The sequence below is a fragment of the Micromonospora okii genome, assembly GCF_020884795.1.
Lineage (GTDB): Bacteria > Actinomycetota > Actinomycetes > Mycobacteriales > Micromonosporaceae > Micromonospora > Micromonospora okii.
The window spans coordinates 72531-85798 of record NZ_BBZF01000014.1; the positions used below are offsets into that span (position 1 = coordinate 72531).

Annotated in this window: 16 protein-coding genes; 7 read left to right on the top strand and 9 right to left on the bottom strand. The window is 75.6% G+C overall.

What is annotated here, in order from left to right; all coding sequences use genetic code 11:
- Positions 1–57 precede the first annotated feature (57 nt).
- Together LPU43_RS06880 and LPU43_RS06885 are read right to left on the bottom strand one after the other, a co-directional pair.
- Entirely contained in the window at positions 58–525 is a 468-nt protein-coding gene (locus LPU43_RS06880; RefSeq protein ID WP_229399414.1) for a GNAT family N-acetyltransferase, read from the bottom strand.
- A 28-nt stretch (positions 526–553) separates the two neighbouring features.
- Positions 554–1492 (bottom strand): thiamine-phosphate kinase, encoded by a 939-nt coding sequence (locus LPU43_RS06885; RefSeq protein ID WP_229399415.1) that lies wholly within the window; start codon positions 1490–1492, stop codon positions 554–556.
- A 173-nt stretch (positions 1493–1665) separates the two neighbouring features.
- On the opposite strand from LPU43_RS06885, the gene LPU43_RS06890 reads away from it, so the two are divergent.
- A complete protein-coding gene (locus LPU43_RS06890; protein ID WP_013732068.1) occupies positions 1666–1899 on the top strand; it encodes an Lrp/AsnC ligand binding domain-containing protein in 234 nt (77 codons plus the stop codon).
- Positions 1900–2541, top strand: coding sequence for a DUF3515 family protein (locus LPU43_RS06895; protein WP_373321665.1), 642 nt, complete (start codon positions 1900–1902; stop codon positions 2539–2541).
- Positions 2542–2587: 46 nt separating this feature from the next.
- Here the strand turns inward: LPU43_RS06895 and LPU43_RS06900 are convergent, their stop codons facing one another.
- The 3 genes from LPU43_RS06900 to LPU43_RS06910 all read right to left on the bottom strand — a co-directional run bounded on the left by LPU43_RS06900 (position 2588) and on the right by LPU43_RS06910 (position 4351).
- A complete protein-coding gene (locus LPU43_RS06900; RefSeq protein ID WP_229399416.1) occupies positions 2588–3685 on the bottom strand; it encodes a D-alanine--D-alanine ligase family protein in 1098 nt (365 codons plus the stop codon).
- A gap of 163 nt (positions 3686–3848) precedes the next feature.
- On the bottom strand, positions 3849–4064 hold the full coding sequence (locus tag LPU43_RS06905) for a hypothetical protein (RefSeq protein ID WP_229399417.1): 216 nt from the start codon (positions 4062–4064) through the stop codon (positions 3849–3851).
- A complete protein-coding gene (locus tag LPU43_RS06910; RefSeq protein WP_229399418.1) occupies positions 4061–4351 on the bottom strand; it encodes a hypothetical protein in 291 nt (96 codons plus the stop codon). Before LPU43_RS06910 ends, LPU43_RS06905 begins: the two co-directional genes overlap by 4 nt.
- A 228-nt stretch (positions 4352–4579) precedes the next feature.
- Between LPU43_RS06910 and LPU43_RS06915 the strand changes: the two genes are divergently transcribed.
- Positions 4580–5425: a helix-turn-helix domain-containing protein gene (locus tag LPU43_RS06915; protein ID WP_229399419.1), complete on the top strand. Its 846-nt coding sequence runs from the start codon at positions 4580–4582 to the stop codon at positions 5423–5425.
- Between the two features lie 4 nt (positions 5426–5429).
- Positions 5430–5630 carry a DUF397 domain-containing protein gene (locus LPU43_RS06920; RefSeq protein WP_229399420.1) on the top strand — a complete coding sequence of 67 codons (201 nt, stop codon included), beginning with the start codon at positions 5430–5432 and terminating at the stop codon, positions 5628–5630.
- Positions 5631–5927: 297 nt separating this feature from the next.
- Here the strand turns inward: LPU43_RS06920 and LPU43_RS06925 are convergent, their stop codons facing one another.
- The 4 genes from LPU43_RS06925 to LPU43_RS06940 form a co-directional block, all read right to left on the bottom strand.
- Positions 5928–6719, bottom strand: a complete 792-nt coding sequence (locus LPU43_RS06925; protein WP_229399421.1) for a putative protein N(5)-glutamine methyltransferase — start codon at positions 6717–6719, stop codon at positions 5928–5930.
- Between the two features lie 299 nt (positions 6720–7018).
- Complete coding sequence (locus LPU43_RS06930; protein ID WP_229399422.1) at positions 7019–8131, bottom strand: cystathionine gamma-lyase; 1113 nt, start codon at positions 8129–8131, stop codon at positions 7019–7021.
- A gap of 7 nt (positions 8132–8138) precedes the next feature.
- A complete protein-coding gene (locus tag LPU43_RS06935; RefSeq protein ID WP_229399423.1) occupies positions 8139–9146 on the bottom strand; it encodes an NAD(P)H-dependent glycerol-3-phosphate dehydrogenase in 1008 nt (335 codons plus the stop codon).
- Positions 9143–9889, bottom strand: coding sequence for a lysophospholipid acyltransferase family protein (locus tag LPU43_RS06940; protein ID WP_229399424.1), 747 nt, complete (start codon positions 9887–9889; stop codon positions 9143–9145). The genes LPU43_RS06935 and LPU43_RS06940 overlap by 4 nt, the downstream gene beginning before the upstream one ends.
- Positions 9890–10009: 120 nt before the next feature.
- Between LPU43_RS06940 and cofC the strand changes: the two genes are divergently transcribed.
- The 3 genes from cofC to LPU43_RS06955 all read left to right on the top strand — a co-directional run bounded on the left by cofC (position 10010) and on the right by LPU43_RS06955 (position 13261).
- On the top strand, positions 10010–10666 hold the full coding sequence (gene cofC / locus LPU43_RS06945; protein WP_308444909.1) for a 2-phospho-L-lactate guanylyltransferase: 657 nt from the start codon (positions 10010–10012) through the stop codon (positions 10664–10666).
- Positions 10667–10744: 78 nt separating this feature from the next.
- Positions 10745–10942: a cold-shock protein gene (locus tag LPU43_RS06950; RefSeq protein ID WP_229399426.1), complete on the top strand. Its 198-nt coding sequence runs from the start codon at positions 10745–10747 to the stop codon at positions 10940–10942.
- Between the two features lie 51 nt (positions 10943–10993).
- Positions 10994–13261 (top strand): RNA degradosome polyphosphate kinase, encoded by a 2268-nt coding sequence (locus tag LPU43_RS06955; protein WP_373321666.1) that lies wholly within the window; start codon positions 10994–10996, stop codon positions 13259–13261.
- The last annotated feature ends 7 nt before the right edge of the window (positions 13262–13268 follow it).

Consider the following 13268-nt stretch of genomic DNA (forward strand, 5'->3'; position numbering starts at 1 on the left):
GCCGGGGCGGCCGGGTCACCGTCGCCTGAGCCCGGGGCGGCCGGGCCGCCCGGCGCGTCAGAGGGTGCGGCCGAAGGAGACGCAGCCCGGGGCGTCCCGGTAGAAGCCGAAGTTGGGGATCTGCTCGTACCCGGCCGAGGCGTACATGGCGATGGCCTCGGGCTGCTGGTCGCCGCACTCCAGGAGCAGCCGCCTGCGGCCGTGCTCGCGGGCCGACCGCTCGACGGCCGCGAGGACCGACCGCGCCACGCCCCGGCCCCGCGCCGCCGGGCTGGTGTACATCCGCTTCAGCTCGGCGGTGTCCCCCACGTCGCCGTGGCTGCGCCAGCCCCCGCAGCCGACCGGCTCCCCACCCAGGTACGCGACGAGGAACTCCCCGGCCGGCGGCACGAACTCGGCGGCGTCGACCGGGGTGTCGTCGCCGCTGCCCCCGTACCGCTGGGCCAGGTCCGTCAGGGCGGCGCGGATCAGCCGCTGCGCCTCCGGCGAGTCGAAGCGGGCCGGACGGATCTCGATCTCACTCACCGGTCGAGGGTACGTCGCTGAGCTGCGCCTACCGGAAGTGGTCCCAGCCGGCCGGGCCCTCGTACGGCTCGCCGTCGACGGTCACGCCCGCCCCCTCGACGACCCGCCCGATCGCCCGCCACGGCGGCGGCAGCGCGACCGCCGGGGGGAAGGTGGCGGCCAGGGCGTGGTCCTCGCCGCCGCCGAGGATCCACACGTACGGGTCGACCCCGAGCGCCTGGGCGGCGTCGCCCATCTGCCGGGGCACCTCGAAGGCGTCCCGGCGCACGTCGATGCCGACTCCGCTGGCCCGGGCGACGTGCCCGAGGTCGGCGACCAGCCCGTCCGAGACGTCGATCATGGCGGTGGCGCCGAGGCGGGCGGCGTGCGGCCCGGCCGCGTACGGCACCTCGGGCCGCCGGTACGCCTCCACCAGCAGCTTCGGGGTGCGGAACCCCCGGGAGAGCACCGTGTACCCGGCGCCGGCGTACCCGAGACGCCCGGCCAGGGCCAGGACGTCACCGGGGCGGGCCCCCGAGCGGCGCACCGGGGCGAGGCCGCCCAGGTCGCCGAGGGCGGTGACCGCGATCGTCAGCGTCGGGCTGCCGGACATGTCGCCGCCGACCACCCCCGCGCCCACGGTGGCGGCCTCGGCGGCGAGCCCGTCGGCCAGCTCCTCCGCCCAGGTCGGGTCCAGCTCCGCCGGCAGGCAGAGCGCCACCAGCAGGGCGGTGGGGGTGGCGCCCATCGCCGCGATGTCGGCCAGGTTGGCCGCCGCCGCCCGGTGCCCCACGTCCCGGGCGCCCGACCAGTCCCGCCGGAAGTGCCGCCCCTCCACCAGCACGTCGGTCGACGCGACGACCCGGGCGTCCGGCGTGGCCAGCACCGCCCCGTCGTCGCCGGGGCCGAGCAGGCAGGCCCGCCCCTGGGGCAGCCGGGCGGTCACCCGGTCGATCAGCCCGAACTCGCCGATCCCCGTCACGCTCATGCCCGCTCCCCGCCGTGCCCGGACCCGGTCGCCCGTGCCGCGTTCCAACCGCCGTCGCGCCCGCCGCGCTCGCTCACCGCTTCTCCTTGACCACCGATAGGGATAAGACCTGGTCCGTAAGGTAGTTTCACCCTTCGGGCCGCTCACGGGCGGCGACGGACGGAGGTCGAGTCGTGGTACAGGCGTACATCCTCATCCAGACCGAGGTCGGTCGGGCGCGTGACGTGGCCGGTCTGATCGCGGACCTTCCCGGCGTGGTCCGGGTCGACGCCGTCACCGGGCCGTACGACGTGGTCGTGCTCACCGAGGCGAACACCGTCGACGAGCTGGGTAAACTGATTGTCAGCAACGTGCAGATGGTGCCGGGCATCACCCGCACCCTCACCTGTTCGGTGGTGCGCCTGTAAGTGGACGAGATCACTTCCTCCCCCCCTGGGACCGACCGGCCCGACGCGGCCGACGGAAAGACCCCGGGCCCGCCCGACCGGGACCGGACCACCCGGAGCGCGGCGCTGCTGGCCACCCTGGTCGCCGTGCCGGTCGCCCTGGCCGTGGCCGGGTTCGCCTTCGTCAAGCTCTCCCCGGACACCCCGGCGGCGGAGCCGGGCCCGTCGGCGACCAGCGCCCGGCCGCAGTCGGCCACGCCCGTCGAGATGGCCGCCCCGAAGCTGGCCGAGCGGCCGGAGACGGTGTGCCGCGCGCTGACCTCGCAGCTCCCGTCGACCGTGCGCGACCTGCGGCAGCGGCCCGTCACCGCCGGCCCCGAGCAGAACGCCGCGTACGGCGACCCGGCGCTCACCATCGCCTGCGGCGGCACCGAGCCCGTGCCGGAGCAGACCGCCGACGTCTGGACCGTCAACAGGGTCTGCTGGTACGCCGTCGACGGGCCGGACGCGACCGTGCTGACCACCCTGGACCGGGAGACCCCCGTGCGGGTGACCATCCCCCGCACGTACGAGCCGGCGTTGCAGTGGGTGAGCCCCATCTCCGACGTGGTGGTCGCCTCGGTGCCCTCCGGCGGCGACGCCCCCTCGGGCTGCACGCGCTGAACGCCGCCCGGACGGGCCGCACCGGCCCGTCCGGGGTGCCGCGCGCTCAGTGCAGGCCGACGCCGCGCCGCTGGGCGGTGCGGATCAGGCGGTTGACCAGCTTCGGGTACTCCAGCCCGGAGGCGGCCCACATCAGCGGAAACATCGACGTCGGGGTGAACCCCGGCATCGTGTTGATCTCGTTGAGGTAGACGTCCAGGTCCGGGGTGACGAAGAAGTCGACCCGGGCCAGCCCGGCGCAGTCCAGCGCGGCGAAGGCCCGCACCGCGTACTCCTGGACCTGCCGGGTGACGTGCTCGGGCAGGTCGGCCGGGATGTCGTACTCCGGCTCGGAGAGGTACTTCGCCTCGAAGTCGTACCAGTCGTGGTCGCCGCCGGCGCGGACCTCGGCCAGGACGGACGCCTCGGCCGCGCCCCCGGCCTCCCCCTCCAGCACGCCGCACTCGATCTCCCGGCCCACGACGGCGGCCTCGACCAGCACCTTCGGGTCGATCTGGCGGGCCGCGGCGACGGCGGCCTCCAGGTCGGCCCAGTCGTCGACCTTCGTGATGCCGAACGACGAGCCGGCCCGGGACGGCTTCACGAAGACCGGCAGCCCGAGGCGCTGCTTCTCCGCCTCGGAGAGCGTCACGCCGCTGCGCAGCACCGCGTACGGCCCGACCGGGATGCCCTCGACGGCGCAGAGCTTCTTGGTGAACTCCTTGTCCATGGCGGCGGCGGAGGCGAAGACGTTCGCCCCGACGTACGGCACGCCGGCCATCTCCAGCATCCCCTGGATGGTGCCGTCCTCGCCGTACGCGCCGTGCAGCACGGGGAAGACCACGTCGACGCCGGCGAGCGCGCGCGGGCCCTCGGCCGGGTCGAGCACCATGAGCCCGTTGGCGGTCGGGTCGGCGCGGAGCACGACGTCGGCGCCGGCCTCGGCGGTGATCTCCGGCAGCCGCCGGGCGCTGATCGCCAGTGCCCCCGGGTCGCCGCTGGTCAGCACCCACCGGCCCGCGCGGGTGATGCCCACGGGGACCACCTCGAACTCGTCGGGGTCGAGCGCGGCGAGCACGCTGCCGGCGCTGACGCAGGAGATGCCGTGCTCCGGGCTGCGGCCGCCGAAGACGAGGGCCACACGGGTCTTGCCTGGGGTGGTCACTCGGTCACCCTTTCGTTCGGGTCTGCTCGCCGGTGGCGCTCACCCGGTTGACCTTACTGTGGGTGGCGAGGCACCGAAGCCGATACCCGGGGAGAAGCGGCGGCCCTCGAATCCGGTCAACGAAGCATATACGCTACGTGACGACGCAGGGGAGGTGGGACCGTCAGACGCCGTAGCGGCGACCGACGGCGATCACCTTCACGCGCTGCCGGCCGGCGCGGACCATGCCCAGCGCCATGAACGCCCCGGCGATGCGGTCGGCGGCCTCGCGGCTGCTCGCCCCGACCACCTGGCGTCGCCGTTCCGGGGCGCGCCGCTCGTCGCGGCTGGCCCGATCCACGGGCCGCACGTCGGTCAGTACCACCAGGAAGCGGGTCATCGCCGCCCCCCGGCCCCCGCGCCCCGCTCGGGCCCGGCGCGCCCGCCCCCGGGACTGGCGTGCGCGCCTCCCGATCCGGCGTGCGCGCCTCCCGTCTCGGCGCGCGCACCCCGGGGTGCGGCGTATGCGCCCTCCGGCTCCGCCGTGGTCGCCGCCAGGCCGCCGGAGGGGTCCCGGCAGACGTAGGCCAGGTGCGCGTGGATCCACGCGCCGTCGTTGTCGCGCAGCACCGGGTGCGCGCACCAGCGGCACCGCGACACCCGGGGCCAGCAGGCGGTGACCGTCATGCGCGTCCCTTCCGGTGCGTCGGCAGTGGCGGCACGCGGCGATCGGGTACGGGGGAGAAAACCCGATCGCCACGCGCCCCATCCCCTCCGGTCACTCACCACCGGCGTCGCCACGACAACCGGCGGTGAGGAACTGCTCACAGGCTCACATGTGGACATGCGTGAATGCAACTCTCATCGACGCTCTCTCATGCACACCTTCCCGCCGATGTGTGCCACCATCGATGCATGGCTCCGAAGACCGCACGAGCCCGCCGGCTCGGCATCGCCCTGCGCCACCACCGGGAGGCGGCCGGCCTCACCCTCGAGGCCGCCGCCGACGAGATCAACAGCACCCGGAGCACCCTGTCCCGGTACGAGAACGCCCAGACCCTGATCAGCCCCGCCACGGTGCGCGCCCTGCTCACCCTGTACGGGGTCGGCGCGGACGAGCTCGCCGCCGCCGTCCAGCTCGCCAAGGACGCCCGCAAGCCCGGCTGGTGGGTGTCCTACTCGTACCTGCTGGACCGGCGGACCATCGACTTCATCGCGCTCGAGGCGGAGGCCACCGCCATCGCCAACTTCGAGCCGTCGGTGGTGCCCGGCCTGCTCCAGACGGCCGACTACATCCGGGCGGTGATGCGCGGCGGCCCGCACACCCTCACCGACGACCACGTCGAGCAGCGGGTCCACGTGCGACTCGACCGGCAGCAGCGGCTCACCGAGGCGAGCCCGCCGATCCTCGACGCGATCATCGACGAGGGCGCCCTGCTGCGCCCGGTGGGCGGCCAGAGCGTCATGGAGGCACAGCTCCACCACCTGCTCAAGATGGCCGAGCTGCCCAACGTCACCGTCCAGGTGATCCCGCTGTCCGCCGGCTACCACCGGGGCACCCGCGGTTCCCTGCACATCCTGGAGTTCCCCGACCCGGAAGACCCGATCATCGCGTCGGTGGAGACGGTCGCCGGGCAGATGGTCCTCGACCGGCCGGGCGACCTGCGTACCTGCACCAAGATCATGGAGCACCTGAGGTCGGTCGCGCTCAGCCCCGCGGCCTCCCGGGACCAGCTCCTCCGAATCCTGAAGGGACGGTAGGACCATGACCCCGACGACGAGCGCGGCGCTGGCCGCGGCGGTGTGGCGCAAGAGCAGCCGCAGCGGAGACGAGGGCGCGTGCGTGGAGATGGCGAGGGTGTCCGGCGCGGTCGCGGTCCGCGACTCCAAGGACCAGGCCGGTCCGGCGCTGCTCTTCCCGCCGGCCGCCTGGGCCGCCTTCGCCGCCGCCCCGCCCCGCCGCTGACCGCACCCCCGATCCCGCCCCCGGCCCTCGTCGGCGTGGCCGTCCGCAGCCCGGACGTCCGGCCGTACCGGCCCTGATCGTGGTCCACCCGCCGCCCGGTCCGCACCGCCGGCCCGGCGGGTGGGCCACCTCCCCGCCCCGGTGGCGGCCCTGACCCGGGGGCCGCCACCGGGGCCCTCCCGCGTCGCCATCGCGGCCGGGCCCCCGCGTCGCCGCCCCGGGGCAGGGGCGCACGGCGACCTGGGGCGCGGCCGTCCGCGCGCCCGCCGGGGGGCGGTCACGTCGCCGTCGGTGGTCTCAGCCGGGCCGGCGGGCAACCACCGCCGTGCCCTCGATCTCCTCGTCACGCACGACGTGCGGCGTCAGCCCGAGGCCGGTCAGCGCCGCGCACAGCGCCTCGACCTGCCCGGTGCCGACCTCCACGGCCAGGTGCCCGCCCGGAGCGAGCCAGTCCGCCGCCCCCTCGGCCACCCGGTGCAGCACGGCCAGCCCGTCCGGACCGCCGTCGAGCGCCACCGCCGCCTCGTGCAGCCGCGCCTCGGGCGGCATCAGCGCCACCTCCCCCGTCGGCACGTACGGGGCGTTGGCCACGACGAGGTCGAGCCGGCCCCGCCACCGTGCCGGCACCGGCTCGTACAGGTCGCCCTGGTAGACCGGCGCGCCGAGGGGCGCGAGGTTGCGGCGGGCGCAGGCCACGGCGGCCGGGTCCAGGTCCGCGGCGGCCAGCCAGCGGGGGGCGAGCCGCCCGGCGAGCACCAGGGCGGCGGCCCCGGTCCCGCAGCACAGGTCCAGCACGGCGGCGCCGCGCCGGGTGACCGCCGCCGCGGCCGAGACGAGCAGCGCGGTACGCGCCCGGGGCACGAAGACGCCGGGGTCGACGCCCACCCGCAGGCCGCAGAACTCGGCCCAGCCGAGCAGGTGCTCCAGCGGCAGCCCGGCGACCCGCCGGCCGACCAGGTCGGCGAGCCGCTCGGGCGAGTCGGCGGCGGCGACGAGCAGCTCCGCCTCCTCCTCGGCGAAGACGCAGCCGGCCGCGCGCAGCCGGGCCACGAGCGGGCCACGGTCGGGGTGGAACTCGGTGGATGTCATGGGGATGCCTCCGGAGAACGCTCTCGTCGGCTCTCCCCTGGGCGGCCTACCGTCGCGGTGGCACGGGCCCGGGACGGAGCGCCGGTCCTGCTTGCTGGTGGATCGGACTCACCTCCTCCGGTCGGGGCCCACGGCGGGCGTGCTCACGATAGCCGATCCACCGGCCGTTCAGCGCCCGCCGCCCGCTGCCCACCGCCCACCGCCGGCCGTCGTCCGCCCTCCCTACCGCCCGCCGCCCGGGGCGTGAGAAGGGAACCCCTCTCTACCGCAGGCGTTAACAGGGGGCCCTTCCTTACACCTCAGGCGAGGGCGGCCGTGACGTCGGCCAGCAGGTCGGCCGTGTCCTCCACGCCGCAGGAGAGCCGGACGAAGCCGGGCGACGTGTCGTCGCCCCACTGCGCCCGCCGGTCCGCCGAGGTGTGCAGGCCGCCGAACGAGGTGGCCGCCGCCACCAGCCGGGACGCGCTGAGGAACCGGGCGACCCGTTCGGCGTCGCCCAGGTCGAACCCGAGCACCCCGGGCAGCCGGCGCATCTGCGCCGCCGCCACCGGGTACGCGGGGTCGCCGGGCAGGCCCGGCCAGCGCACGCCGGTCACGTCGGGCCGGTCGGCGAGCAGCCGGGCCAGCGCCTCGGCGTTGGCGGACTGTCGGGCCAGCCGCAGGTCGAGGGTGGCCAGCGAGCGGTGCGCCAGCCAGGCGTCGAACGCCCCGGGCACCCCGCCGGTGGCGGTGCGCCAGGCGGTGACCGGGTCCAGCAGCTCCGGCGTACGGGTGGCGACGTAGCCGAGCAGCAGGTCGGAGTGGCCGGTCAGGGCCTTGGTGCCGGAGGCCACCACCAGGTCCGCGCCGAGGTCCAGCGGGCGCTGGCCGAGCGGGGTGGCGGTGGTGTTGTCCACCGCGACGAGGGCCCCGGCGGCGTGCGCGTCCCGGGACAGCGCGGCGATGTCGGCGACGTCCAGGCCGGGGTTCGACGGGGTCTCCAGCAGCACCAGCCTGACCCCGTCGAACGAGGGGTACGGCCCGGCGGTCGGCGCGAACAGCACCCGCACGCCGATCCCGGCGAGGGTGTCGGTGGCGAACGCCCGCATCGGGTAGTACCCGTCGGAGGGGAGCACCACGGCGTCGCCGGGGCGCAGCAGCGTCAGCAGCACGCCGGTGATCGCCGCCTGCCCGCTGGCGAAGACCCGGACCTGGCCGCCCTCCAGCTCGCCGATGGCCGCCTCCAGCAGCCGGCGGGTCGGGTTGTCGGGCCGGCCGTACCCGTTCGGGGTCGCCCCCGGCCCCTGCCACGGGTCGAGGTGGTAGGGCGCGGCGAAGACGGGCCCCGGCAGGAACGGCTGGCCGGGCACGGCCTCGGGCAGCCCGGCGTGCGAGCAGCGGGTGCCGTCGCCGGCGTTCTCGGGCGTGCTCATGCGGGCCTCACTCGTACGACTCGGGCTTTGCGGTGCGGCTCATCAACGTGTCGACGGCGAGCCGGGGGTCCATCCCCTCGTGGCAGATCCGCTCGATCTGCTCGGTGATCGGCATCTCCACCCCGTGCGCCCGGGCCAGGTCGCGGATCGCCAGGCAGCTCTTGACGCCCTCGGCGGTCTGCCGGGTGGCGGCCTGGGCCTGTTCGAGGGTCTCCCCCCGGCCGAGGTGCTCGCCGAAGGTGCGGTTGCGGGCCAGCGGCGAGGAGCAGGACGCCACGAGGTCACCCATCCCGGCCAGGCCGGCGAAGGTGATCGGGTCCGCGCCGAGCGCCACCCCCAGGCGGGCGGTCTCGGCGAGCCCCCGGGTCATCAGCATGGCCCGGGTGTTGTCGCCGAAGCCCATCGCGGTGGCGATGCCGTACGACAGGGCGATCACGTTCTTGACCGCCCCGCCCAGCTCGCAGCCGATCACGTCGTCGTTGGTGTACGGACGGAAGTACGGCGTGCGGATCGACGCCTGGACGAGCTGGGTCCGCCGGTCGTCGGTGCCGGCGACCACGGTGGCGGCGGGCTGCTCGGCGGCGATCTCGGGGGCGAGGTTGGGGCCGGAGACGACCACGACCCGGTCGGGGGTGACCCGGGCGGTCTCCACGATGACCTCGCTCATGCGCTTGGTGGTGCCCAGCTCGATGCCCTTCATCAGGGACACGAGCGTCGCGTCGGGGTGCAGGTCGCCGACCCACCCGGCGAGGTTGCCGCGCAGCGTCTGGGAGGGCACCGCGAGCACCACGATCTCCGCCCCGGTGATCGCCTCGGCGGCGCTGCCGGTCGCGGTGACCCGCTCGGGCAGCCGCAGGTCCGGCAGGTACTCCGGGTTGTGCCGGCGCAGCCGGATCGCCTCGGCCACCGGCTGCCGGCGGGCCCAGATCGTCACGTCCCGGCCCGCGTCGGCGAGGATCTTGGCGAAGGCGGTCCCCCAGGACCCGGCACCCAGCACCGCCACGTGGCCGCTCACGCCGCGCCCTTCCGGTTCGGACGCGGGCGGTCGGCGACGGCGGTCCGGGGCGGTCGTTCCCACAGCGGCGGCGGGGTTCCGCCCCGGATCTCGGCGAGTTGGTCGCGCAGGCGCAGCATGATGGCGTCGGTCATCTCTTCCAGGGTTGCCTTGGTGGGCGTCGAGCCGGCCCAGCGGCCCAGGTCGACGGGCGGGCCGGCGACCACGGTCACGGGGATGCGGGGCCGCAGGTCGAACCGGTTGGTGCGGGGGTCGAAGAGCCGCTCGGGGCCCCACATGACGACGGGGATCACGGGCGCGCCGGTGGCCAGCGCCAGCCGGGCCGCCCCGGTCTTGCCCTTCATCGGCCACAGGTCGGGCTCGCGGGTGATGGTGCCCTCCGGGTAGATCACGACCGCGCCCCCCTCGTCGAGCGCCTCGACGAGGGCGTCGAGGGAACGCACCGCGTCGACCGTGTTCCGCTCCACGGGGATCTGCCGGCACCGGTGCAGGAGCCAGCCCACCACCGGCACCCGGAAGACGCTGGCCTTGCCGAGGTACCGGGGCCAGCGCCCGGCGTCGTAGATGAAGTGCGCGGAGACCAGTGGATCGGCGTGGGAGATGTGGTTCGCCACGAGGATGACGCCGCCGTCGCCGCGCAGGTGCTCCATGCCCAGCCAGGTGCGCCGGGTCCAGACTGTCATCAGGGGCTTCACCAGCCCCACGGCGAACCGTTGCCAGAACCCCAGCCTCCGCCGCCCCACCCTGCCTCCTCGTAGCCCCGCCCCGGGGACACCGGCCCGCGCCGCCCGCAGCGAAATCATGCCTGCTCGCCCTGGGTACGGCCAGCGCGGGTGCCGATGCCCGACTGGCAGGATTGTCCCGTGCGGCGGCGAACCTGGACGGTGGTGGTGCCGGTGAAGCGCCTCGGCGCGGCGAAGACCCGGCTGCGGGGGGCGCTGGCGGCCGTACCCCACGAGGAGCTGGCGCTGGCGCTGGCGGCCGACACGGTCGCGGCGGTGCGGGCGTGCCCGGCGGTCGCCGCGGTGGTGGTGGTGACCGACGACCCACGGGTCGCGGCGGCGGTCCGCGCGGCGGGCGCGCGGGCGGTGCCGGACGCGCCCGACGCCGGCCTGAACGCCGCGTTCGCGCACGGCGCGCGGGTCGCGACCGCCGGCGGCGGGGCCTGGGTGGCCGGGCTCACGGCGGACCTGCCGGCGCTGCGCCCGGCCGAGCTGGCCGCCGCGCTGGACGCCGTCGCCGCCGGGCCGGCGGGGGTACGCCGCTTCGTGGCCGACGCCCCGGGGACCGGGACCGTGCTGCTCGCCGCGCCGCCCGGCGTGCCGCTGGAGCCCCGCTTCGGGGTCGGCTCGGCCGACGCGCACCGGGCCAGCGGCGCGCTGCCGCTGGCCGGGGAGTGGCCCACCCTGCGCCGGGACGTGGACACCGCCGACGACCTGGCCGCCGCCGCCCGGCTCGGGCTGGGCCCGCGCACCGCCGCCCTGGCCGGCGCGGACTCCCCCGCCGGCCGCGCCGGCTGAGCGGCCCGACCGCGCCGGATGGAGCCGCCCGGTCCCGGCCGGGCCGCCCGCCCGGGGCCCCCGGTGTACGGTGCTGGCATGCAGGGCACCGTGGCCACCTACGACGCGGCGACGCGCAGCGGCGTGCTCCTCCTCGACGACGGCACCGAGCTGGCCTTCCCGGCCCGGGCGTTCGACGCCTCCGGGCTGCGGCTGCTCCGGCTCGGCCAGCGGGTCCGCGTCGACACGGACGCCGCCGGGGAGGTCGTCCGGGTGACGTTGCCGACGATGCCGTAACTCCATCCCGAGTTCGTTTTGCGTCCACCCGATTCTGGACATCATGAACGGGTGAGCATTCCTCGCGAGCACCCCGCCGACGTTCCGCCCAGCGACACGCCCTCCGCCGGCCTGGACGAGGTGCTCGACGCGGGCCCCGAGGCCGGCGGGCCGCCGGCCCCGGCCGCCCCCGGGGAGCGGCCCGAGCCCCCGGTCGCCCCCGACGATCGGCCCGAGCCCCCGACGGAGGCCGACGACGAGCCGGCGCCCCCGGAGCCGCTGCCCGAGGACCGCTTCCTCAACCGGGAGCTCTCCTGGCTCGACTTCAACGCCCGGGTGCTCGCCCTGGCCGAGGACCCGCGCACCCCGCTGCTGGAGCGGGCCAAGTTCCTGGCCATCTTCGCCAGCAACCTCGACGAGTTCTACATGGTCCGGGTGGCGGGCCTCAAGCGCCGCCTCTCCGCCGGGTTGCCGGTGCGCGGCGGGGACCGGCTGCCGCTGCGTACCCAGCTCGAACTGATCGCGGAGAGGACCGCCGACCTGGTCGGCCGGCACGCCGCCTGCTTCGTCGACGACGTCGCGCCGAAGCTCGCCGCCGAGGGCATCCGCGTCCTGCGCTGGTCGGACCTGGGCGGCCCCGAGCGGGAGCGGCTGCGCACCTACTTCCGCGAGCACGTCTTCCCGGTGCTCACCCCGCTCGCGGTGGACCCGGCGCACCCGTTCCCGTACATCTCGGGGCGGTCGTTGAACCTGGCCGTCGCCGTTCGCGACCCCGATGGCGGATCGGAGCTGTTCGCCCGGGTCAAGGTGCCCAACAACGTGCCCCGCTTCGTCCGGGTCGACCGGGACTCCCCCGGCCTGCGGGTGCTCCCCGTCGAGGAACTGATCTCGGTGCACCTCGGGCAGCTCTTCTCCGGAATGGAGGTGGTCGAGTGCCACCTGTTCCGGGTCACCCGCAACGCGGAGGTGGAGGTCGACGAGGACCGCGACGAGGACCTGCTCCAGGCCCTCGAGCGGGAGCTGGCCCGCCGCCGGTTCGGCCCGCCCGTACGGCTGGAGGTGGCCGCCTCCATCTCCGACCACATGCTGGAGCTGCTGGTCCGCGAGCTGGACATGGACGGCCACGACGCGCTGCGGGTGCCGGGCCTGCTCGACCTGTCGGCGCTCTGGCAGCTCTACGGCGACGCCGACCGCCCCGACCTCAAGGACCGCCCGTTCGTGCCCGCCACCCACCCCCGGCTCGCCGAGGGCGAGGTGCCGCGCAGCGTCTTCGCCACGCTGCGGGACGGGGACGTGCTGGTCCACCACCCGTACCACTCGTTCGCCACCAGCGTGCAGCGCTTCGTCGAGCAGGCCGCCGCCGACCCGGACGTGCTGGCCATCAAGCAGACCCTCTACCGCACCAGCGGGGACTCCCCGATCGTCGACGCGCTGGTCGAGGCCGCCGCCGCCGGCAAGCAGGTGGTCGTGCTCGTGGAGCTGAAGGCCCGCTTCGACGAGGTGGCCAACATCGGCTGGGCGCGCACCCTGGAGCGGGCCGGCTGCCACGTCGTGTACGGCCTGGTGGGGCTCAAGACGCACTGCAAGACCGCCCTGGTGGTCCGCCAGGAGGGCAACCAGATCCGCCGCTACTGCCACATCGGCACCGGCAACTACCACCCGAAGACCGCCCGGCTGTACGAGGACTTCGGGATGCTCACGGCCGACCCGGAGATCGGCGCGGACCTGACCGACCTGTTCAACGTGCTCAGCGGCTACAGCCGGCAGACCGAGTACCGGCGGCTGCTGGTGGCGCCGCAGGGCATCCGGCGGGGGCTGATCCAGCGGATCGAGCGGGAGATCGCCCACGTCCGGCTCGGCGTGCCGGGGCTGGTCCAGATCAAGGTCAACTCGCTGGTGGACGAGGAGGTGACCGACGCGCTGTACCGGGCGTCGCGGGCCGGGGTGCACGTGGACCTGCTGATCCGGGGCATGTGCACGCTGCGCCCCGGGGTGCCGGGGCTGTCGGAGAACATCCGGGTGCGCTCGATCCTCGGCCGGTTCCTGGAGCACTCCCGGATCTTCCGGTTCGGCAACGACGGGGACGCCGAGTTCTGGATGGGCTCGGCCGACCTGATGCACCGCAACCTGGACCGTCGGGTGGAAGCCCTGGTGCGGGTGAGCGACCCCGTGGCCCGGGCCGAGCTGGACCACCTGCTCGGCGCGGCGTTCAGCCCCGACGTGGAGGCGTTCGAGCTGGCCGGGGACGGCTCGTGGACCCGGCGGACCGGCACGGCGCAGGCACCGCTGCCCCATCTGCAGGACCTGCTGCTGCGCCGCGTCGGCGGCACCGCCGGGTGAGCCTAGG

Coding starts and splice junctions, on each gene's coding strand:
- LPU43_RS06905 (WP_229399417.1), bottom strand. CDS start 4,064: ATGACCCGCTTCCTGGTGGTACTGACCGACGTGCGGCCCGTGGATCGG.
- LPU43_RS06915 (WP_229399419.1), top strand. CDS start 4,580: ATGGCTCCGAAGACCGCACGAGCCCGCCGGCTCGGCATCGCCCTGCGC.
- LPU43_RS06920 (WP_229399420.1), top strand. CDS start 5,430: ATGACCCCGACGACGAGCGCGGCGCTGGCCGCGGCGGTGTGGCGCAAG.
- LPU43_RS06950 (WP_229399426.1), top strand. CDS start 10,745: ATGCAGGGCACCGTGGCCACCTACGACGCGGCGACGCGCAGCGGCGTG.
- LPU43_RS06910 (WP_229399418.1), bottom strand. CDS start 4,351: ATGACGGTCACCGCCTGCTGGCCCCGGGTGTCGCGGTGCCGCTGGTGC.
- LPU43_RS06930 (WP_229399422.1), bottom strand. CDS start 8,131: ATGAGCACGCCCGAGAACGCCGGCGACGGCACCCGCTGCTCGCACGCC.
- LPU43_RS06885 (WP_229399415.1), bottom strand. CDS start 1,492: ATGAGCGTGACGGGGATCGGCGAGTTCGGGCTGATCGACCGGGTGACC.
- LPU43_RS06925 (WP_229399421.1), bottom strand. CDS start 6,719: ATGACATCCACCGAGTTCCACCCCGACCGTGGCCCGCTCGTGGCCCGG.